The sequence below is a fragment of the Paraburkholderia kururiensis genome (assembly GCF_034424375.1).
Taxonomy (GTDB): Bacteria; Pseudomonadota; Gammaproteobacteria; order Burkholderiales; family Burkholderiaceae; genus Paraburkholderia; species Paraburkholderia kururiensis_A.
On sequence record NZ_CP139965.1, the window covers coordinates 6,296,190 to 6,318,050 of the forward strand.

The following is a 21,861-nucleotide window of genomic DNA, read 5'->3' on the forward strand; positions in this document are numbered from 1 at the left end:
CGGCGTGCGTCGCCGTTATTTCTTTCCAGTCGCTGTTGCACGCGCGCCGTGCGACGTTCGTGCATGCGCTTGTCGCGCGTGTCGGGCGCTCGCGCGTGCGCGCCCGGCTTCCGGTCGGCCTTCGCATGCGTGTCATGCATGCCCTTCAATATGCGATAACGACCACAAGAAAACGATGACTCTCGAATTTGTCCTGCGGCTCGCCGCCGCCTTCGCCTGTGGTGTCGCCATCGGCCTCGAACGCCAGATGCGCCAGCGCACCGCGGGCCTGCGAACCATCACGCTCGTGGCAAGCGGGGCATGCCTGTTCGTTACGCTAGGCGTGCTCACCGGAAACGGTGTGGCGGGCGTCACGCAGATCGCGGCTTACGTCGTCTCGGGCGTCGGCTTCCTGGGCGGCGGCGTCATCATGCGAGACAAAGGATCCATCCAGGGCATCAATACGGCGGCGACGCTGTGGTGCTCCGCGGCCGTCGGCGTCTTGTGCGGATCGGGGCATTACCTGCCCGCATTTGCCGGCACGGGCGTCGTGCTGCTCACCAACACCGTGCTGCGAGACGTCAGCCGCATGATCAATGCGACGCCGGTCTCAGGCGCGGATCTCGTGCGGCTCTACGCGCTCACCATCGTGTGCCGCGAAGAGGACGAGATCCATATTCGCACCGCGATTTCGAACTCGATGTACGCGGCGCCGCTATCGTTTCAGAGCCTGACGAGCGAGGACGTGACGGACCAGGCCGGACGCATTCGCGTGACAGCGACGTTGAAGCTGCACCCGAAAGACCAGTCGAAGCTGGAACTCATGGCGAGCCGCCTCAGCATGGAAAAGAGCGTGTCCAGCGTCAGCTGGACGGCGGCGGAGGCGGAGCCGACCCCTGAATAGGGCGATGCTTCGCCAGCGTTAATCTACGGTGTCCGAATGACTGCGCTCGATACCATGCCTTTCAATTTCCTCACAGTGCGACGTGCCGGCCGGAAAAGAGTTTCAGATAATGTTAAATCGGGTCGCACCGTGTGGACGCGTTCTGTGCGTTCGTCTAAGCTCCCTTTCACCGTGAATTCGTCACGTCAACATGGAGCAATAACATGGAACACGGCATCATTGCCTGGCTCATCATCGGCGCAATCGCAGGCTGGCTGGCCGGCCTTCTGGTCAAAGGCGGCGGCTTCGGACTGATCGTCGATATCATCGTCGGCATTGTCGGCGCGTTCATTGGCGGATGGCTCGCGCGCGTTCTCGGCATTTCGATCGGCGGCGGATGGATCAGCTCGATTATTACGGCGCTTATCGGCGCCGTCATCCTGCTGTTCGTCATCCGGCTCTTCCGACGAGGCTAGAAGCCGATGAGCAAGGCCGGGCGCTGCAAGGCACCCGGCTTTTTTTTTGGACACTCTATTCAGGCGCGCCGCGCTTCGGCAGCCGGCACAGCACCGAAGCCATCGGGCAGCATCGAACCACTTCCCGCCAGCCGCAGATGCCACGCGAACGCCTGATTCAACTGGTGCGGCGTTTGCCCTCCTCCCCGTAACGCCTCCCGATAGTAGTCGAGCAACAGATCACGATAGAGCGGATGCGCACAGTTGCGGATGATCAGCTGCGCGCGCTCGCGCGGCGCGAGTCCACGCAGATCCGCGAGGCCCTGCTCCGTCACGATGATGTCGACGTCGTGTTCGTTGTGATCGCAGTGCGGCACCATCGGCACGATGCTCGAAATACGGCCGCCCTTCGCCACCGACTTCGTCGCGAAGATCGCGCACGACGCGTTGCGCGCGAAATCGCCGGAACCGCCAATGCCGTTCATCATGTGCGTGCCGCCCACGTGCGTGGAATTCACGTTGCCGTAGATGTCGCATTCGAGCGCGGTGTTGAGCGCGATGAGTCCGAGCCGGCGAATCACTTCGGGATGGTTGCTGACTTCCTGCGGACGCAGCACGAGCCGGTCGCGATATCGTTCGAGTTCGCCGAACACCTGCTTTTGCCGCGCGGCCGAAAGCGTGATGGACGCGCCGGACGCGAACGTGACCTTGCCTTCGTCGAGCAGATCGAAGGTGGAGTCCTGAAGGACTTCTGAATAGATCGTCAGCGCCTCGAACGGCGACGACACAAAGCCGGACAGCACCGCATTGGCAATCGTGCCGATGCCCGCCTGCAACGGCGGCAACGCGGCAGGCATGCGACCGCGTGCAACCTCGTGTTGCAGGAACTCGATGAGATGGCCCGCGATTTGCGCGGTTTCCTCGTCGGCGGGCAATACCGTGGATGAGCTGTCGGGCGTATTGGTCAGGACGATGGCCGCAATCTTGCTGGGCGGAATCTCGATCGCGGTCTGCCCCACGCGATCCTGCGGACGCACGATAGGCAGCGGATCGCGATGAGGCCGGTGCCCCGGAATCCAGATGTCGTGCAACCCTTCCAACGCGAGCGGCTGCGCGAGATTGATTTCGACAATGACGCGCTCGGCGAGAATGGCGAAGCTCGCCGAATTGCCCACCGAGGTGGTGGGCACGATGCCGCCGGTTTCCGTGATCGCGGCCGCTTCGATGATCGCGAGATCGAGCTTGCCGAGCTGATTGGCGCGCAGCATCTCCACCGTTTCGGAGAGATGCTGGTCGATGAACATGACTTCGCCGCGATTGATGGCCTGGCGCAACGTCGCATCCACCTGAAACGGCAAGCGGCGCGCGAGCACACCGGCCTCGGTCAGCACGCGGTCGACGTCGTGGCCCAGTGACGCGCCGGTCATCAGCGTGATGCGCAGCGGTTCGTTCGCTTCACGTGCGCGCTTCGCGAGCGCAATGGGAACGGCCTTCGCATCGCCGGCGCGCGTGAAGCCGCTTGCGCCCACGCGCATGCCGTCGTTCACGAGGCGGGCAGCCTCTTCGGCCGAAGTGATTTTTTCGCGCAGCGCGGCGCAGCGGATGCGATCGTCGTACATGAATCTTGTCTCCAGTGTCGCCCGGTCTTGCGGCTACCGCTTCCCGCGGTTCTTGATGCAGTGCCCTGGCTCGTTCGATGCGGCCGGGAACGCAGACCGGACCCTGTTCTTGAAGGATCGGCCAGGCCGTGGCGTGGCGTCATCTGGCGTCATGCGTGTGCGCGCGCCGCGGCCCGTCTTGCGCCATGCGATGCAACGCAGCGGTCGCATCATGGGCGTCGTGTTGCTTGTTTAGCTACCGAAGTAGATGTTGCAGAAGCTGACGGGACCCACGCACTCGTCGGCTTTCGAACGTTGCTTCGTGGACTCGCGTCCGGCCGATGCGGCGCCTTGCTGATGCGAGCCGGCAGCCTCGGCAACTTGGGGGGTCTTTTCGGGAGCGTTGTTGCCCGACGATTGCGCGTATGCGGCGCCGGCGAGCGTAGAACAGACGATGGTGCAAGTTACAGCGGCGATATTCAGCAATTTCATTGTGTTTCTCCAGTTCGTACGGTTACTGCGTGGCAGTGCGAACACTATAGGACCGGGTACTCAGGAGATTAAGAAGCGGGCCTGGAAGGCATATTTCCAGATGGCGGCAAGATTTGGCGGACGTGGTCATCGCGCGGCGGCTCTGGACCGGGCCGACCGCGACACGCGCGTGCGAAGCGTGCCGAGCGGCGCATCGCGATCGAGCAGGGCCGTGCGAATGAAGTGGAGGCAGCTCAACATGCGCTGCAGATCGTGACGCCGGTCCCGATCGTGTCGCAGACGATCCAGCACGTCCTGCGCCACCCACGTGGCCGCGCGAACGGCGAGCAATGCGCGCGCGATGCGGCGTTTGTCGGGTCGCGCAAAGAGACGTGCGATATCGCCTCGCAGGTCGTCGATGCTCGCGTTCCAGCGCGAGTCCATCTGGTTCACGTAAGCCGCGGCCGCGCACTCCTTGCGCAAATCGATGATGGCATGGCCGACTTCGAGCGTGACGAGCATCCATCGCAGTGCATCGCGATGTCTTCGCGAGCGCGGCGTGAGCAGCATGCGCAACTGAAACATCAAGTCATGCGTGCCCGACTGGAAGCGCCGGTTGAGGCCGGGCAGCACGCCATGACATGCGAATACGCCCTGCCTCCTCAGATCGCCGCACATGCGCTCGATGAGCCAGCCCATATCGGGCGGAAACACGACGGCAAATCCGACCGAGGCAACAAGCATGGACGCCACGATGGCCATGCCGTTGTTGATGAGCGACATAGGCGCGTAGGCGATGACGTTGTCGGGCCCAGCGAGCAGACAGAAAAAGACGGAAAAACCCACGCCGTAGCCTGCAATGTTCCGGCGGGTCATCAGGAAAGCACCTGCTGCGAACACCGGCGTAAGAGCCACGCATAGGAGCGGAAAGCCGTCGATGACCGGATACACGAAACTGGTGAAGACGTATCCCGCTACCGTGGCGAATAGCGCTCCCACGGCCATCTGAAATGCGAGCCGCGTCGCATTCGGCGCCGACGACGTCAGCGCGCACGTGAGCGCCGCGCCCGTGAGAGCGAGACTGCCGCTCGGCCAATCGGTTTCGATCCAGAACCATCCCACCGTGGCGATGACGACGGCCGTGCGCAGGAACATGAACGCGACGACATAGCCGTTCGTTTTGTTCATGTAAGGCGCGATGCCCGGCTCTCGGCTTATTACGTTGTCTTCGACGGCAAGCGATGCATAGGTGTTCGCATAGAGAATGAACTCGCTGACGAATCGATAGAGCAATTCGCCGGACGTGTCGAAGTCGGGCAACAACGAAGGCGCGTGTGCTTCGATGGCGACGCGTGTCGACCGCATGCGTTTCGGCAAAGACGTCTGGAACGTTGCGAGTGCCGTCGCCACGCGACTGGCATGCGCGCTGTCGCCCTCCCCGTCGCGCGGCGGCGTTGAAAGCAGGCTAGCAAGCTCGCGAAAATACGGCTCGACGCTTTCGATCACTTCTCCGCGCCAGTGCAGCCGCTTCAGCAACTGACGTAACGCATGCAATCGAGCGCACAGATCCATGAATTCGCTATTCAGCCGCGCAAGGTGCTGACTGCGCATGCGGATCGACGGATCTTCGAAGGCGGCGAATACGCGGGTGGCTTCGAAACCGACGATTGCATCGACGAGATCGGCGAAACGACGTTCGAAGGTACCGCGGGGTAGCCGGGTTGAAAGCACGCTTGAGGCAAGCGCAGTAAAATTCGCGTATCGCACATGTAGCGTACGCAGCAGCACCGTGCTCGTCTGCATTGGTACGATCAATGCACTAACTGCACTCGAGCACACGATGCCGACTGCCACTTCCGCTGCACGTCCGAGCGCCGCGAGATAAAGCGCATTTGGCTGCATCACCAGCGGAGTGCCGATCAGCGCGGCGGTGTAACCCGCAAGTACGAAGCCGTACCAACGAAAATGCCGATTCCTGACTGCTGCTGCCGTACAGGCCGCAACCCAGACAGTCAAACCCAATACATACCATTCCGGCTGCTGTACGAATACAGCCCCGAGCACGAGCGCCGCGATCGTGCCAACCGCAGTGCCTACGATCCGATAGAAGCTCTTCGCGAGCACCATGCCGGAAAGCGGCTGCATCAGCACGAACACGGTAGTCATCGCGATGCGAGGCTGCGGCAGATCGAGCAGCATCGCAATGCCCATTGCCGCAAGTACCGCCACGACAGTCTTGAAGAGGTGCAGCCAGACAAGGCCTGCGCCCGCTCCCCACTCGCGGCCCGCGCGCTTGATGGCGTGCAGCGTCGCTGCGCTATGCCGATGCAGAGACGACGTGCGCGACATCGCCTGCTGCCGGTTCATGAAATGCACGACATCCCGCTCCGGCTGTTCCAGGAAATGAAGCCGGCAACGGCAGATACACACCGGCTGGACGGCGCCGATTGTAGGAGTGCCCCGCGCACGAATTAACGGGACATGTAGAGAACGTCCGTTATGGAATGCACAACAATGCCGTCGTGCGCCGGGCGGACAATATCGCTTCTTTATTGATCAAGAAGGGTTGATGGATACGTTACAGAATATGCGGGTGTTCGTCCGCGTCGTTGAAGCCGGCAGCTTTACCGCCGCCGCGCAATCCCTGAACTCGACCACCGGCGCAATGTCGCGTGCAGTTTCCGAACTTGAGGCCCACCTGCGCGCCCGATTGCTCAATCGTTCGACAAGAAGACTCGCACTGACGACAGCAGGCGAGCGCTATCTGGAACGCTGCCAGCACATTCTTGCAGACGTCGGTAAGGCCGAAGAGGAAGCCAGCTGCGCACACGAACGTCCAACTGGCGCATTGCGCATGCACAGCTATGCCAGCATAGGTCAGCACTACGTGCTGCCTGCAATTTCACGCTACCGCGCGCTGCATCCCGAAGTGACGGTCGAACTCACGCTCTCGCAACGCATGCCCGATCTGTTCGAGGGCAGCGCAGACGTCGCGATCGTCACTGCTGCATCGTTGCCGAACTCGGACCTCGTCTCGCATGAACTGGGTTCTACGTGTAGCGTGCTTTGTGCATCGCCGGCCTATATCCGCTCAAGAGGCGTGCCGCATTCGCCGGCCGATCTTGCTCGCCATGAGTGTTTGATTCTCAAAACGCCTGCATTCCCTGCACACGAATGGGTCCTTGATGGGCCGGAAGGCAGTGAGCGAATGGAAGTCGACGGGCCTGTTCAGGTGAACATCGCCGAGTCGCTCGTGGTGGCCATCCGCGAAGGTATGGGTATCGGCATACTCCCTGTTTATGCTGCGATCAACGGGCTGCGCGACGGCACTCTGATGCGTGTGCTGCCGGAGCACACGTTGCAGAAGATGAACATCTACGCGCTGTATCCGTCGCGCAAGTTTGTCGATGCGAAAACGAAGACATGGGTGGAATTTCTCCGAACACATCTGCCCAAGGTTCTGGCGCGGGACAAAGCACTGCTCGACGAACTCTCACAGCAACAACTGGACGAAACAACCGCCCCGATATCCGCTTCGGTAGCGCAAGCACCTGAGCAGGCCTTGGCAATAAAGGAATGAAGTGTCGTGCACCGAAGCAATCATGCAATGCGATGCATGAGTTCGATGCACGGCATTTCATCGCGCGGCCAACGGAATTTCCCTGTTTCGCATTGAGGGTGACCCTAGCCCACAAAACTGTCCCAGTTGGAAGTGGAAAATTCCGGCATGACGCTGTCATCGAGACCAGGAGGTCATGCCGTGAAGAAGAGCAAGTTCACCGAAGAACAGATCGCCTATGCGTTGAAGCAGGCCGAGCTGGGCACGCCGGTCGCGGAGGTCTGCCGCAAGATGGGAATCAGCGACGCGACGTTTTACAACTGGCGGACGAAGTACGGTGGGCTGTCGCCGTCGGAGCTGCGCCGGCTGAAGCAACTTGAGGAAGAGAACGCGAAGCTCAAGCGGCTCGTGGCCGATCTGTCGCTGGACAAGGCCATGCTGCAGGACGTGCTGTCAAAAAAGCTCTGAAGCCTTCCCGGCGCCGTGAGCTTGTCACGGACTTGATGCAACGTTTCGGCGCAAGTCAGCGGCAGACCTGCGCGTTGTTGCAGCTATCCCGCACGGTCTACCGATACGAGTCAGTCGCGCGGGATCAAAGCGCACTGGAAATGCGCATCAAGGAGATCACGGAAGTGCGGGTGCATTACGGTGCGCCGCGCGTGTACGTGATGCTTCGCCGGGAAGGCTGGAGAGACAACCATAAGAGAGTAGAACGCGTGTATCGCGAACTGGGCCTTTCGTTGCGCCACAAGCGACCCCGGCGAAACAAATCGGCCCGGCGCCGCCAGCCAAAGCAGTCAGTGAGCGCAATCAACGAGATCTGGAGCATGGACTTCGTCGCCGATGCACTTTTTGATGGTCGACGCTTGCGCACGCTCACGATCGTGGACAACTACACGCGGGAATGCCTGGCGATCGAAGTCGATGGTTCATTGCGTGGCGAACACGTTGTCGCCGCGCTGGCTCGGCTTGCGCATCATCGTCCGCTTCCCCGCTATATCAAGGCAGATAATGGCAGCGAGTTCATTTCGAAGGCGCTCGACAAATGGGCGTACGAGAATGGCGTGGAGATTGACTTCTCGCGTCCTGGCAAGCCGACCGACAACGCAAAGAATGAATCCTTCAACGGACGCTTTCGGGAGGAATGCCTCAACGCGCATTGGTTCTTGTCGCTGGAGGACGCCAGACGCAAAATCGAGGTCTGGCGCGAGTACTATAACGAGGCGCGCCCTCACTCTGCGCTGCAGTGGATGACACCGGCGGAATTCGCCCGCCAGTGTACCGATCGGGCCGGTTCGGCCCGTTCTGAAGAGCCGGAATTTTCCAACTAAGACCGGGACGGAAATTGGGCCAGCCTCAAGGGTGGCAGGGCGGTGGAATATCTGCCCTGATTGTCTGCGAAAACACGGGCGACTGGAGTCAGTGAGGTTCGCCCTCGGAAGAGAGGCAAACATGAGGATGCGCTTTACCCGCATGCTTTTAGTGGGACGGTGAGCGAAGCCAGGAGTACATCAACGGAAAGCCCTGAGCTTCACGAATCAAGCGCAAGCAGTGCCGCCGACTCAAGGAAGGTCAATCCGTGCGCGCTGCGCCTGCTCTTTCCCGAGCAGAGTTCGAGCCGGAACACAGGATAACGACGAATACTCCTGAGCATTTCAGCAGCGGGTTTGAGCGCACTTTGCCAAGGGCTGATGGGGAATGCCGGGCCACCGCTCGGCGGCGGTGCTTTGCGTTGGATCGAGGGAGAGATTCGGGGGGCGAGACGGACAAATGGTGGGCGCGAAGACGAATAACCGTCGGCGCAAAGCCAAGACCCCGCCTTTTGAGGGGCGGGGTCTGTATCGGCAAGGGGAGCCTGACGATTACCTACTTTCACACGGGCAATCCGCACTATCATCGGCGTGGAGTCGTTTCACGGTCCTGTTCGGGATGGGAAGGGGTGGGACCGACTCGCTATGGTCATCAGGCATGACGGGTTGCTGCGTCGCTGGGGGCGTAGGTAGCCCGGCTGCGGCGCAGCCAATCGGGAAGCAGCGTGGTAATGGGGGTTGTGACTGGGCACAACGCGCAACTGTGGCGGTGTGTGTCTGAAACACACCGGTTATAGGATCAAGCCTTACGGGCAATTAGTACCGGTTAGCTTAACGCATTACTGCGCTTCCACACCCGGCCTATCAACGTCCTGGTCTTGAACGACCCTTCAAGGGGCTCGAAGCCCCGGGGAAGTCTCATCTTGAGGCGAGTTTCCCGCTTAGATGCTTTCAGCGGTTATCTCTTCCGAACATAGCTACCCGGCGATGCCACTGGCGTGACAACCGGTACACCAGAGGTTCGTCCACTCCGGTCCTCTCGTACTAGGAGCAGGCCCCCTCAAACTTCCAGCGCCCACGGCAGATAGGGACCAAACTGTCTCACGACGTTTTAAACCCAGCTCACGTACCTCTTTAAATGGCGAACAGCCATACCCTTGGGACCGGCTACAGCCCCAGGATGAGATGAGCCGACATCGAGGTGCCAAACACCGCCGTCGATATGAACTCTTGGGCGGTATCAGCCTGTTATCCCCAGAGTACCTTTTATCCGTTGAGCGATGGCCCTTCCATACAGAACCACCGGATCACTATGACCTGCTTTCGCACCTGCTCGACTTGTCGGTCTCGCAGTCAAGCACGCTTATGCCATTGCACTATCAGCACGATTTCCGACCGTACCTAGCGTACCTTCGTACTCCTCCGTTACGCTTTGGGAGGAGACCGCCCCAGTCAAACTGCCTGCCATGCACTGTCCCCGATCCGGATTCACGGACCTGGGTTAGAACCTCAAACAAGCCAGGGTGGTATTTCAAGGTCGGCTCCACGCAGACTGGCGTCCACGCTTCACAGCCTCCCACCTATCCTACACAGACCGGTTCAAAGTCCAATGCAAAGCTGCAGTAAAGGTTCATGGGGTCTTTCCGTCTAGCCGCGGGTAGATTGCATCATCACAAACACTTCAACTTCGCTGAGTCTCGGGAGGAGACAGTGTGGCCATCGTTACGCCATTCGTGCAGGTCGGAACTTACCCGACAAGGAATTTCGCTACCTTAGGACCGTTATAGTTACGGCCGCCGTTTACCGGGACTTCAATCAAGAGCTTGCACCCCATCATTTAATCTTCCGGCACCGGGCAGGCGTCACACCCTATACGTCCACTTTCGTGTTTGCAGAGTGCTGTGTTTTTATTAAACAGTCGCAGCCACCAGTTTATTGCAACCCCTTCACCCTTCCGGCGCAGGCCGGTCAAGCTACCAGGGCGTACCTTATCCCGAAGTTACGGTACCAGTTTGCCGAGTTCCTTCTCCCGAGTTCTCTCAAGCGCCTTAGAATACTCATCTCGCCCACCTGTGTCGGTTTGCGGTACGGTCAACGTGAAACTGAAGCTTAGAGGCTTTTCCTGGAACCCCTTCCAGTTGCTTCGCAGCCGAGGCCGCTCGCGCCACACCCTTGAATTGCGTGCCCGGATTTGCCAGGGCACCTTCTCCAATGCAGCGACCGGGACTTCCAACACCCGGACAACCTTCCGCGATCCGTCCCCCCATCGCATTTCACGCCGGTGCAGGAATCTTGACCTGCTTCCCATCAGCTACGCATTTCTGCCTCGCCTTAGGGGCCGACTCACCCTACGCCGATGAACGTTGCGTAGGAAACCTTGGGCTTACGGCGAGGGGGCCTTTCACCCCCTTTATCGCTACTCATGTCAGCATTCGCACTTCCGATACCTCCAGCACACCTTCCGGTGCACCTTCGCAGGCTTACGGAACGCTCTCCTACCATGCAGATAAATCTGCATCCGCAGCTTCGGTACATGGCTTAGCCCCGTTACATCTTCCGCGCAGGACGACTCGATCAGTGAGCTATTACGCTTTCTTTAAAGGGTGGCTGCTTCTAAGCCAACCTCCTGACTGTTTTAGCCTTCCCACTTCGTTTCCCACTTAGCCATGTTTGGGGACCTTAGCTGGCGGTCTGGGTTGTTTCCCTCTTGACACCGGACGTTAGCACCCGATGTCTGTCTCCCGTGATTGCACTCTTCGGTATTCGGAGTTTGCTATGGCGAGGTAATCCGCAATGGACCCCTCAACCATGACAGTGCTCTACCCCCGAAGGTGATACACGAGGCACTACCTAAATAGTTTTCGGAGAGAACCAGCTATTTCCAGGTTTGTTTAGCCTTTCACCCCTATCCACAGCTCATCCCCTGACTTTTCAACGTCAGTGGGTTCGGCCCTCCAGTACGTGTTACCGCACCTTCAGCCTGGCCATGGATAGATCACCTGGTTTCGGGTCTACACCCAGCGACTGGACGCCCTGTTCGGACTCGCTTTCGCTACGCCTGCCCTATACGGTTAAGCTCGCCACTGAATGTAAGTCGCTGACCCATTATACAAAAGGTACGCCGTCACCCCTTTCAGGGCTCCGACTGTTTGTATGCATGCGGTTTCAGGATCTGTTTCACTCCCCTCCCGGGGTTCTTTTCGCCTTTCCCTCACGGTACTGGTTCACTATCGGTCGATCACGAGTATTTAGCCTTGGAGGATGGTCCCCCCATCTTCAGACAGGATTTCACGTGTCCCGCCCTACTTGTCGTACACCCAGTTCTTCCACAATGCTTTCGCCTACGGGGCTATCACCCGCTATGGCCGCACTTTCCAGAGCGTTCAGCTAACACTGCAGATAAAGAGTACAGGCTGCTCCCATTTCGCTCGCCACTACTCTGGGAATCTCGGTTGATTTCTTTTCCTGCGGCTACTTAGATGTTTCAGTTCGCCGCGTTCGCCTCACATGGCCTATGTATTCAGCCACGGATACTCCAGAAGGAGTGGGTTTCCCCATTCGGACATCTCCGGATCAAAGCTTGTTTGCCAGCTCCCCGGAGCTTTTCGCAGGCTACCGCGTCCTTCATCGCCTGTGATCGCCAAGGCATCCACCACATGCACTTGTTCGCTTGACCCTATAACGGGTGAGTCTCGTCCCCAATGGAGACATGACCACAACCGCTACAGGTTGAGTTCTCGCGTTGTGCCGTATTCCAATGCCATCTTGCAATGGCCCTGAGATACTTCGATACAATCACAACCCTGACTGACCTACTCACGCCCATCTCACAAGGCGCTTTCGCATCAGTCAAATTACTGCTGCTTCCTGATTGTTAAAGAACGACAGCGGCATCAACTTCATGCCGTCTGGCTGGCAGTCGCCAGGGCGCAGTACCCGCCTTCATGCGGATGCTGCGCGCTGGGGACTGGTGGAGGCAGACGGGATCGAACCGACGACCCCCTGCTTGCAAAGCAGGTGCTCTCCCAGCTGAGCTATGCCCCCAAGCATAACCAATTCATACCCAGGTGATCCGCCCTCCCCCTTCGGGGGTGGGATGCCCGTAGGTGCTGAAGCACCAACGCGCATCGACATGGTGGGTCTGGTTGGATTCGAACCAACGACCCCCGCCTTATCAAGACGGTGCTCTAACCGACTGAGCTACAGACCCCTGAGTCTGTCATTCATACAGCCGACAAGTGTGAGCGCTCTGACTTTGGACGCGCTGCTCTGGAAAGGAGGTGATCCAGCCGCACCTTCCGATACGGCTACCTTGTTACGACTTCACCCCAGTCATGAATCCTGCCGTGGTGACCGTCCTCCTTGCGGTTAGACTAGCCACTTCTGGCAAAACCCACTCCCATGGTGTGACGGGCGGTGTGTACAAGACCCGGGAACGTATTCACCGCGGCATGCTGATCCGCGATTACTAGCGATTCCAGCTTCATGCAGTCGAGTTGCAGACTGCAATCCGGACTACGATCGGTTTTCTGGGATTGGCTCCACCTCGCGGCTTCGCAACCCTCTGTTCCGACCATTGTATGACGTGTGAAGCCCTACCCATAAGGGCCATGAGGACTTGACGTCATCCCCACCTTCCTCCGGTTTGTCACCGGCAGTCTCCCCGGAGTGCTCTTGCGTAGCAACTGGGGACAAGGGTTGCGCTCGTTGCGGGACTTAACCCAACATCTCACGACACGAGCTGACGACAGCCATGCAGCACCTGTGTTACGGCTCCCTTTCGGGCACCCCCGGCTCTCACCAGGGTTCCGTACATGTCAAGGGTAGGTAAGGTTTTTCGCGTTGCATCGAATTAATCCACATCATCCACCGCTTGTGCGGGTCCCCGTCAATTCCTTTGAGTTTTAATCTTGCGACCGTACTCCCCAGGCGGTCAACTTCACGCGTTAGCTACGTTACTAAGGAAATGAATCCCCAACAACCAGTTGACATCGTTTAGGGCGTGGACTACCAGGGTATCTAATCCTGTTTGCTCCCCACGCTTTCGTGCATGAGCGTCAGTATTGGCCCAGGGGGCTGCCTTCGCCATCGGTGTTCCTCCACATCTCTACGCATTTCACTGCTACACGTGGAATTCCACCCCCCTCTGCCATACTCCAGCGCTGCAGTCACCAATGCAGTTCCCAGGTTAAGCCCGGGGATTTCACATCGGTCTTACAGCACCGCCTGCGCACGCTTTACGCCCAGTAATTCCGATTAACGCTCGCACCCTACGTATTACCGCGGCTGCTGGCACGTAGTTAGCCGGTGCTTATTCTTCCGGTACCGTCATCCACCAGAGGTATTAGCCCCGATGATTTCTTTCCGGACAAAAGTGCTTTACAACCCGAAGGCCTTCTTCACACACGCGGCATTGCTGGATCAGGGTTGCCCCCATTGTCCAAAATTCCCCACTGCTGCCTCCCGTAGGAGTCTGGGCCGTGTCTCAGTCCCAGTGTGGCTGGTCGTCCTCTCAGACCAGCTACGGATCGTCGGCTTGGTAGGCCTTTACCCCACCAACTACCTAATCCGCCATCGGCCGCCCCTTGAGCGCGAGGCCCGAAGGTCCCCCGCTTTCCTCCTCAGAGCGTATGCGGTATTAATCCGGCTTTCGCCGGGCTATCCCCCACTCCAGGATACGTTCCGATGTATTACTCACCCGTTCGCCACTCGCCGCCAGGCCGAAGCCCGCGCTGCCGTCCGACTTGCATGTGTAAGGCATGCCGCCAGCGTTCAATCTGAGCCAGGATCAAACTCTTCAGTTCAAACCTGTTACTGTCTCTGTCCGTCTCCGGACAGGTCGCTCAACTCGGTACTGACAGGTCGTGAATCTCTTCACTACCTTCCTTACCGTGTGAGACTCTTGATACCTTTGCTTCCCGGCAACTTCACGTCACCGGGCGCGCCGCCATCAAGCGCCCACACTTATCGGCTGTAAGTTTTTAAAGATCGTCCGCCGCGCCACCAGGACACCTCACCCCGGTACCGCCTGCGTCGCTGCATCAGCAGCAGAGAAACGAGATTATGAAGACTTCCGGGTCAGCCGTCAACAGGTTTTTTACCGCTTCCACCCTGCCAGCCTCACCACCACCGCCCCGGAACGCCCCGCCACGCGGGCCTTCCCGTCTCTCCCCGCCCCGGCTCCCGGAGCGCGAAAGAGCGAGATTCTAGTCACCCCGCACACGCCTGGCAAGCAGTTTTTTTGGACTCTGGCCAACGCACCAAAAAAGCTCCGACAAAACAGCGCTCGTACCGCAAAGAAGCAACCGGGATCATCCAAAGCCCGTTGCGCAGAAAGCGCTCTCACGCCCGCTACGCCACCGCATCCCCGTGCCGGTCCATCACGCGTTGCACGATCTCAAGGAAGTGCTCGACATCCGGCGTGACCCGATCCTTCTCCTTCGCCAGATCATCCCAACGGCGCAGTCGCACTGCGTCCTGGGCGAACGGCTTGAGCAGAAACGCTTCCACACCCTCTTCGTCGAACACGCCGCCCTGTAGCTGCAGACTCCTTTTGGAATCGGCCGACAGCCGATCGAAGTACGTACGATCGCTCGCGCACAGGTACCGCTTCGCATCCACGTGCAGCCGAATCGGTTCCAGCACGCTGTCGGGCAGCACCGGCCGCAGGAACGGCAGCACGAAGTACTGATGCACGTCGTCGATGCCGCGCGCCGTCGGCGTTTCGCCCTGCTGGTTCAACAGATGCCCGAGGTCGTGCAGGAACGCCGCGGCGACGAGTTCCTCGCTCGCGCCTTCCTGTTCCGCCAGCGCACCGCTCTGCAGCGCATGCTCGAGCTGGCTCACCGGCTCGCCGCTATAGGCCATGCTCCCGTACTGCTCGAACAGCGTACGGACGTCGTCAACGTTCAATGCCACGTGTTCCTACTCCCAAGGTAACGAAAACGTCTTCAGATTCGTAAAGCTCTTCATCGCTTCCTGCACGCCTTCCTTGTATCCGAGCCCCGAGTCCTTGATGCCGCCGAACGGCGTGAGTTCGATGCGATACCCCGGCACCTCCCACACGTTCACGGTCCCCACGCGCAGCTCGTTGACGAAACGCACGATCGCGTCCTGCCGGTTCGTACACACACCCGCAGACAAGCCAAACGCCGTGCCATTGCTGAGCCGGATGGCGTCGTCGAGGGTGTCGAATGCAATGACGGGCGACACGGGGCCGAACGTCTCTTCGCGCACGAGCGTCATCGACGCCTCGACGCCATCGAGCACCGTCGGCGAATAAAGCGCGCCATCGCGTCGGTTGCCCACGAGCAGCCGCGCGCCTTGCGCCACGGCTTCATCGACGCGCGCCTCGAAGCACTTCGCCGCCGCCTCGTCGATCACCGTGCCCATCTGGCTGGATGAATCGAACGGATCGCCATACGTCCATGCACGTGTCTTCTCGACGACAAGCTCGGTGAATCGTTCGGCCACATCGCGCTGCACGAGCATTCGCTTCACCGCCGTGCAGCGCTGCCCAGAATTCTTGTACGAACCCTGCACGGCGAGCGTCGCTGCCCGTTCGAGGTCGGCGTCGGCGAGCACGATCAACGGGTCGTTGCCGCCCAGTTCCAGCACCGTGCGCCGATAGCCCGCCTTCGACGCGATGTATTTGCCGATCGCCACACCGCCCGTGAACGTCACGAGTTCCGCGAGCGGATGCGTGATCAGTTCGTCAGCAATCTCGCGCGGATCGCCGGTCAGCACCTGGAGCATCGGGTGAGGCAACCCCGCTTCGTAGAGTAGATCCGCGAACCACAGCGCCGAGAGCGGCACCTTCTCCGAAGGCTTCAACAGCACGCGATTGTTGGTCGCGACCGCGGGCGCCACCTTGTGCGCGACCTGGTTCATCGGATGGTTGAACGGCGTGATCGCAACGATGACGCCCGCGAGCGGCTCGCGCTGCGTGAACACGCGACGCTGCCTGCCGTGCGGAGTGAGGTCGCAGGAAAAGCTCTGGCCGTCGTCGCGCAATGCTTCGATGGACGCGAACTTCAACACGTCGGCCACGCGCCCCGTCTCGTAACGCGAGTCCTGTTTCGAGAGGCCCGATTCGAGCGATATCAGATCCGATGCTTGCTCGGCGCGCTCGCGCAGCAGCGCGCCGGCACGCTCGAGAATCTGCGAGCGCTCATAACGCGTGAGCTTCGCCTGATACGCGCCCGCGTAGTCGAACGCGGCACGCACATCGTCGACGCTTGCCAGCGGCACCGTGCCGACCCGCATTCCGCTGTACGGATCGAACACGTCCAGCGTGCGTTCGTGCGCGACGCGCTGGCCCGCGAGCCGCAGCGTTTCGGCACGGAACGCCGGATGATCGCGTCGTGCCTCGTTCGCTACCTTGTTCACGACGCCTCCACGTGGTTCAGCGCAAGGTCGAAGATGTCGAAGTTGCGCAGCCGCCGTCCGCCGTAGAGCCGTTCGACGCCCTCGATGCGCCGGTTGAACACGAGCGGCACGCTCTGCTCGGAAAGGCCGCCGTGCGAGCGCAGCGGCACGGTGAGGCCCGAGAGGTCGTGCGCTTCGCGCCGCGTGCCCAGCACGACGTCCCGCCGGCTGATAACAACAATGTCGCCGACGCGATCGCCCGGCAACTCGAAACGCTCGCATGCCGCAGCGTTGTCCAGCACAAGTTCGACGCCCTCCAGCGAACGCATGCGCGCCATCACCTCGGCCACATTGGCCTGCGCCGGCAAATACACCGTCGCAAACGACCCCAACGCTCCGTGATGCACCACATACGGATCGGTGATCGGCAAGATCACACGCGCTGCGCGCGCCCCGAGCCACGCATCGAGCACGTCCTGCAGATAGATCACATTCGGCTCACCGCTTTTCGCATCATGCTTCGCGTTCATGCCGTGATCCGCGGTCAGGCCGATGGTCCATCCCAGCGCATCGAGCGTCGCGAGATAGCCGTCCATCATCGCGTAGAACGCGTTCGCGCCCTCGCTGCCCGGCGCGCATTTGTGCTGCACGTAGTCGGTGGTCGAGAGATACATGAGATCGGCCTGCCTGCTCTGCGCGAGCCGCACGCCGGCCGCGAACACGAACTCGGAGAGTTCGGCGCTGTACACGTCGGGCACAGGCCGGCCCACGAATTCCAGTACGTTCGCGATGCCGTTTTCTTCCAGCGTGGCCGCGTCGGCCTTTTCTGCCGAGAAGCAGATGCCTTCGAGCTGCCAGCCGAGGAGACGCCGCAATTTGTCCTTCGCGGTCACGACAGCCACGCGCGCACCCGCACGGGCCGCCGTCGCGAGAATCGTTCCGGCGCGCAGATAGGCCGGGTCGTTCATCATCACCTCGGCACCCTTGCCGCCGTTCGCGTGCGGATCCCAGAAGTAATTGCCGCAGATGCCGTGCACCGACGGCGGCACGCCGCACACGATCGACAGGTTGTTGGGGTTCGTGAACGACGGAATCACGCAGTCGCCCTTCGCTGCCGTCCCCTCCCGCAGCATGCGGCCGATGAACGGCGCCACGCCGGCCGCGACCGCGGCTTCAAGATAGTCGTACTCGCAGCCGTCCACGCAGATCACCGCGACCGGCTTCGACGCCAGTTGCCCCACGCGGTAGACACGGCCGTTCACGGCGACGTCGCTCCCGATGCTGCGCTTCGATGTGTCCTGCACGTTCGTATGTCCTTGCACGCTGGTTTCGCCTGCCCGCGATTCACGTTACCCGCCACGCGCCATCGCCGGCCATTACATTCGCTCGATGCCACCCCGGCCCGCGACGCACGCGTTGTGCACCGTCCCTTCGCATGCTTCATGCGCCCGGCGCCGCCCGCCCTCCACGTGCGCGCGCATCAGCGCCGCCGCACGGTCGGCGTCGCGCGAGGCGAGCGCCGTCAAGATATCCCGATGTTCCGCGAGCGACCGTTCCATCGCGTCGGCCCGCGCCGCGAGCGCCGCGCGGCGAAAAAGGCTCAGTTCCCCCACGAGCCGCCGATACGTTTCATACAGCTTCGCGTTGCCCGCGCCCGCCACGATGGCGTCGTGAAACGTCACGTTGGCGCGCGCATAGGCATCGTGATCGTGCGCATCGAGCGCCTCGCGCATCGTTTCGACGCAACGGCGCAAGCACGCGACATGCATGGCATCGATACAGCCCGCCAGCCTCCGGCACGCCGCCTCTTCGAGCACCGCGCGCACGGCGTAAATCTCGTCGGCCTCGGCGAGCGATACGGTGCGCACGAACACGCCGCGATTCTTCTCGGTGCGCACAAGCCCCGCCTGTTCCAGCGCCCGGAAAGCCTCGCGCACCGGCCCGCGCGATACGCCGAGTCGCGCCGCCCAATCCGCTTCGTTGAGCTTCTCGCCGGGCGCGAGCGCCCTCTCCACGATGTGCCGCTCGATTTCGTCGCGCACGAGCGCCGTGAGCGAATGCCTGCGCACCACCTCGATAACGTCGACAGACTCGGGTTGCATATTTTCAGTCATTTCGACACATTTTGCCACCTTCGCGCGTGCGACCGAGGTGCGGCAGCCGCCTCCGCGGCGGTGGAGAAAAAAGAACCGCGAGCATCAATCCGTGCGGCGACGCGGTGCGCTCGCGGCGATCAGCAGCAACGCCGCCAGCGAGGCCAGCAGAAGAATCAGCGACAGCGCGGACGCCGGCAGGTAGTAGCCACGCTCCACCTGGCCCACCACGACGATCGGCACCGTCGCGAAGCCCGGCGGATAAACCGTGAGCGTCGCACCGAGTTCGCCGAGCGAAAGCGCGAAGCCGAGCGCGAGACTCGCGCGGATAGCCGGCACCAGCTGCGGCAGCACCACGCGGCGCAGCACCATCGAAGGCGGCGCACCCAGGCTGGCCGCCGCTTCCCTCAGCACCGTGAGTTCCGGCCGCAGCGCGGCAGCCGCGCAGCGATAACAGAACGGCAGCACCAGCGCGAGCTGCACAAGCACGACGATCGCCGCGGAACTCGACAGATCGACCGGCGCCTTGTGATACGCAATCAGCACCGCGAGACCGAGCACGACGCTCGGCACGCCGTTGGGCATCATCGCCACGGTGTCGAGCACGGCGCCGAGGCCGCGCCGGTCGCGGCCTTCGAGCGCCAGCGCAAGCCACAGCCCGAGCGCCGTGCCCAGCACCGAGACGCCGAAGCCGATCTCGAGGCTCGTCGTCAACGCGTCGAAGTCGCTCGACGAGAGGCGCTCGAACCAGCGCGTGCTGAAGCCGTCGGGGAAGATCGTGCCGGACCAGTGCGAGGCGACGCTCGAGAGCGCCACCACGATCACGGGCAGCACGAAGAGCCAGAAGCACAGCAGTGCGGCAAGCGCGAGCAGCGCGCCGCCCGCGATGCGCGCCGGCAGGCTGCGCTGCACGGCGCATGCGCGACGATGCAGCGGCGGCAGCACGGCCGGCTCCGCGGCGGCCGGCGCCGGCGCCGGCGCCGGCAAAGCGGAATCCATGCGGCTCATGCGTTCACTTTCCATCGCCCGCTCCTTCCGCCCTGCGTCGATTCACGCGCCGGTACAGCGCATAGAGCGAGAGCGACATCGCGAGCATCACGACCGCGCCCGCCGCGGCCATCGGCAGGTCGAGGTCCACGGTCGCGGAGCTGTAGATGGCGACCGGCAGCGTCACGAGATGCGCGCTGCCCAGCACGAGCAGAATGCCGAACTCGTTGAGCGTGAGCAGGAAGCAAAGAATGGTGCCCGCCGCGATGCCGGGCCACGCGAGCGGCAGCACCACGCGCGCGGCCACCATCCAGCCGCTCGCGCCGAGGCTGCGCGCCGCCTCGACGAGCCGCATGTCGAGCAGCGCGAACGACGCCAGCGTCGGACGCACCACGAACGGCGAATAGAACACGACCTCGGCCAGAATCACGCCGCCGATGCCGAAGAGGAAATCGAACGACGCGGAATCCAGATGCAGCAGCTTTTGCAGCGCGATGCTCACGGAGCCCTGCGAGCCGTACAGGAAGATCAGCGTGAAGGCGACGAGAAACGATGGGAACGCGACGAACAGTTCGAGGAAGCGCGTGACGAGCCGCGCGCCCGGGAACGGCTTGAAGAACAGGATGGCCGCGAGCGCCACGCCCAGCACCGACGCGATGCTCGCGCTCGCGAACAGCACCCACAGCGTCGTGCCGATCACGCCGCGCGATTCCGGGTTCTGGAAGAACGCGGCATAGGCGTGCAGGCTCAGACCGTGCGGCCCCGTGAGGCTCAGCAGCACGAGCCGCACGAGCGGATAGATCACGAGCGGTCCCAGCACGATCACGGCGAGCAACAGCAGATGCCCTTGCGCAAGCCGCTCGCGACGCCGCACCGCCGCGGCATGCGAAGCCGCCATCGCGGCCCGGCGGGCGCCGGCCGCGTCGGCTGCCGGCGCTTCAGGACGGATCTCAGGGTTGAACAAGGACGACATCGTCTGCCTCGTAACGCAGTGACACGCGTGCGCCGCGCTCCGGCGCCATCCCTACGCCGCGCTGGGCCGTGACGAGCACCGGTTCGGCCGGCCACGCGTCGAGCGTGACCGAAACCGAAAGCACCGGCCCATACCATTCGACGGACGCAATCGTGCCGTGCAACGGCCCTTCGCCGAGCGGCACGATGCGCAGGCTTTCGGGACGCAGGCACGCAAGACGGTCGCGTTCGACGTGACGCGGGTCGCCCAGCGGAAAAGCCACGTGCGGCGGCAGCAGATTAGCCGGCCCCAGGTAGCGCGCCACGTAGGCGTCGTTGGGCGTGTCGTACAGCGCCTGCGGCGTGCCGAGCTGTGCGATGCGGCCATCGCGCATCAGCAGCGTGCGGTCGGACAGCACGAGCGCATCGTCCTGGTCGTGCGTCACGCAGACGATCGTGAGATTCGGCAGCCGCTCGTGCAGCGCCTTGAGTTCGGAGCGCACGGAGGCGCGCAGGTTCGCGTCGAGCGCTGACAGCGGCTCGTCGAGCAGCAGCACGTCGGGCTCGATCACGAGCGCGCGCGCAAGCGCCACGCGCTGCTGCATGCCGCCCGAAAGCTGCGCGGGCATCACGTGGCCCGCATCGCCGAGTTGCACGAGCTTGAGCGCATCGGCCACGCGCCGCGCGATTTCCTTCGATGCAATGCGCCGCGCCCGCAAGCCGAACGCGACATTTTCGAACACCGAGAGATGCGGAAACAGCGCGTAGCTCTGGAACAGCAGTCCCAGATTGCGGCGATGCGGCGGCACGTGAGTCAGGTCGCGACCCGCAACCGTGAGCGTGCCCGTCAGGCCGTCCGCTTCGATGAAACCCGCGATGAAGCGCAGCAACGTCGTCTTGCCGCAGCCGCTGCGGCCCAGCACCGTGAGCAGTTCGCCGCGCGCGATGGTGAGCGAGAGATCGTCCAGCACCGTGCGCGAGCCGAAGCGCACCGTGAGGTGCTCGATCTCCACACCCGCCGCGCCCCCGGCAGCCCAGGCCGCGGGTATATCGAGGCCCGCCGCGCCCGCCAACGACGACGCGGCCACAGCCGCCGTAGCGGCGCGCGTCGCTGCGCCCTGCGCCGTACTCTCAGTTGTCACCGGCTACCTCCTCCAGACGTCGAGCCTGTACGCGGCGAACGCGACAGGCCCGGGATTCAGAACATG

The 21,861-nt window shown here is 61.9% G+C and carries 14 protein-coding genes, 2 tRNA genes and 3 rRNA genes; 4 read left to right on the forward strand and 15 right to left on the reverse strand.

Going from position 1 to position 21,861, the window contains the following annotated elements:
• Positions 1-175 precede the first annotated feature (175 nt).
• The gene (locus U0042_RS28145) at positions 176-883 is read left to right on the forward strand and encodes an MgtC/SapB family protein (RefSeq protein WP_114812745.1); all 708 of its coding nucleotides are present in this window, start codon (positions 176-178) and stop codon (positions 881-883) included.
• A gap of 203 nt (positions 884-1,086) precedes the next feature.
• Positions 1,087-1,338 (forward strand): GlsB/YeaQ/YmgE family stress response membrane protein, encoded by a 252-nt coding sequence (locus tag U0042_RS28150; RefSeq protein ID WP_017773616.1) that lies wholly within the window; start codon positions 1,087-1,089, stop codon positions 1,336-1,338.
• A 59-nt stretch (positions 1,339-1,397) separates the two neighbouring features.
• On the opposite strand, the gene U0042_RS28155 is transcribed toward U0042_RS28150, so the two are convergent.
• The 3 genes from U0042_RS28155 to U0042_RS28165 form a co-directional block, all read right to left on the reverse strand.
• Positions 1,398-2,936 (reverse strand): acetyl-CoA hydrolase/transferase family protein, encoded by a 1,539-nt coding sequence (locus U0042_RS28155; RefSeq protein ID WP_114812747.1) that lies wholly within the window; start codon positions 2,934-2,936, stop codon positions 1,398-1,400.
• A 231-nt stretch (positions 2,937-3,167) separates the two neighbouring features.
• On the reverse strand, positions 3,168-3,407 hold the full coding sequence (locus tag U0042_RS28160) for a hypothetical protein (RefSeq protein ID WP_114812750.1): 240 nt from the start codon (positions 3,405-3,407) through the stop codon (positions 3,168-3,170).
• A 126-nt stretch (positions 3,408-3,533) separates the two neighbouring features.
• Positions 3,534-5,753 (reverse strand): FUSC family protein, encoded by a 2,220-nt coding sequence (locus U0042_RS28165; RefSeq protein WP_114812752.1) that lies wholly within the window; start codon positions 5,751-5,753, stop codon positions 3,534-3,536.
• Positions 5,754-5,955: 202 nt separating this feature from the next.
• On the opposite strand from U0042_RS28165, the gene U0042_RS28170 reads away from it, so the two are divergent.
• Together U0042_RS28170 and U0042_RS28175 are read left to right on the forward strand one after the other, a co-directional pair.
• Positions 5,956-6,966, forward strand: a complete 1,011-nt coding sequence (locus tag U0042_RS28170) for a LysR family transcriptional regulator (RefSeq protein ID WP_198665361.1) — start codon at positions 5,956-5,958, stop codon at positions 6,964-6,966.
• Between the two features lie 180 nt (positions 6,967-7,146).
• A protein-coding gene (locus tag U0042_RS28175; protein WP_114815504.1) for an IS3 family transposase occupies positions 7,147-8,276 on the forward strand; the annotation gives its coding sequence in 2 pieces (ribosomal slippage) (positions 7,147-7,399 and positions 7,399-8,276; 1,131 coding nt in all).
• Positions 8,277-8,798: 522 nt separating this feature from the next.
• On the opposite strand, the gene rrf is transcribed toward U0042_RS28175, so the two are convergent.
• The 12 genes from rrf to phnT form a co-directional block, all read right to left on the reverse strand.
• Positions 8,799-8,912, reverse strand: a 5S ribosomal RNA gene (gene rrf / locus U0042_RS28180).
• A gap of 138 nt (positions 8,913-9,050) precedes the next feature.
• A 23S ribosomal RNA gene (locus U0042_RS28185) occupies positions 9,051-11,931 on the reverse strand.
• 292 nt (positions 11,932-12,223) lie between these two features.
• Positions 12,224-12,299: transfer RNA gene (locus U0042_RS28190), tRNA-Ala, on the reverse strand.
• Positions 12,300-12,388: 89 nt separating this feature from the next.
• Positions 12,389-12,465: transfer RNA gene (locus tag U0042_RS28195), tRNA-Ile, on the reverse strand.
• Between the two features lie 63 nt (positions 12,466-12,528).
• Positions 12,529-14,059, reverse strand: a 16S ribosomal RNA gene (locus U0042_RS28200).
• Together the 16S, 23S and 5S rRNA genes with 2 tRNA genes alongside form the textbook arrangement of a ribosomal RNA operon.
• 547 nt (positions 14,060-14,606) lie before the next feature.
• Positions 14,607-15,173: a phosphonate degradation HD-domain oxygenase gene (locus tag U0042_RS28205; RefSeq protein ID WP_114815304.1), complete on the reverse strand. Its 567-nt coding sequence runs from the start codon at positions 15,171-15,173 to the stop codon at positions 14,607-14,609.
• Between the two features lie 6 nt (positions 15,174-15,179).
• Positions 15,180-16,643, reverse strand: a complete 1,464-nt coding sequence (gene phnY / locus U0042_RS28210) for a phosphonoacetaldehyde dehydrogenase (protein WP_114815303.1) — start codon at positions 16,641-16,643, stop codon at positions 15,180-15,182.
• A complete protein-coding gene (gene phnA / locus U0042_RS28215; RefSeq protein ID WP_114815308.1) occupies positions 16,640-17,926 on the reverse strand; it encodes a phosphonoacetate hydrolase in 1,287 nt (428 codons plus the stop codon). The genes phnY and phnA overlap by 4 nt, the downstream gene beginning before the upstream one ends.
• Positions 17,927-17,998: 72 nt before the next feature.
• Entirely contained in the window at positions 17,999-18,736 is a 738-nt protein-coding gene (locus U0042_RS28220; RefSeq protein ID WP_114815302.1) for a phosphonate utilization associated transcriptional regulator, read from the reverse strand.
• An 84-nt stretch (positions 18,737-18,820) separates the two neighbouring features.
• Positions 18,821-19,714, reverse strand: a complete 894-nt coding sequence (gene phnV / locus U0042_RS28225; RefSeq protein ID WP_114815307.1) for a 2-aminoethylphosphonate ABC transport system, membrane component PhnV — start codon at positions 19,712-19,714, stop codon at positions 18,821-18,823.
• Between the two features lie 13 nt (positions 19,715-19,727).
• Positions 19,728-20,675: a 2-aminoethylphosphonate ABC transporter permease subunit gene (gene phnU / locus U0042_RS28230; protein WP_114815301.1), complete on the reverse strand. Its 948-nt coding sequence runs from the start codon at positions 20,673-20,675 to the stop codon at positions 19,728-19,730.
• Positions 20,653-21,741: a 2-aminoethylphosphonate ABC transport system ATP-binding subunit PhnT gene (gene phnT, locus U0042_RS28235; RefSeq protein WP_419150546.1), complete on the reverse strand. Its 1,089-nt coding sequence runs from the start codon at positions 21,739-21,741 to the stop codon at positions 20,653-20,655. Before phnT ends, phnU begins: the two co-directional genes overlap by 23 nt.
• Positions 21,742-21,861 lie beyond the last annotated feature (120 nt).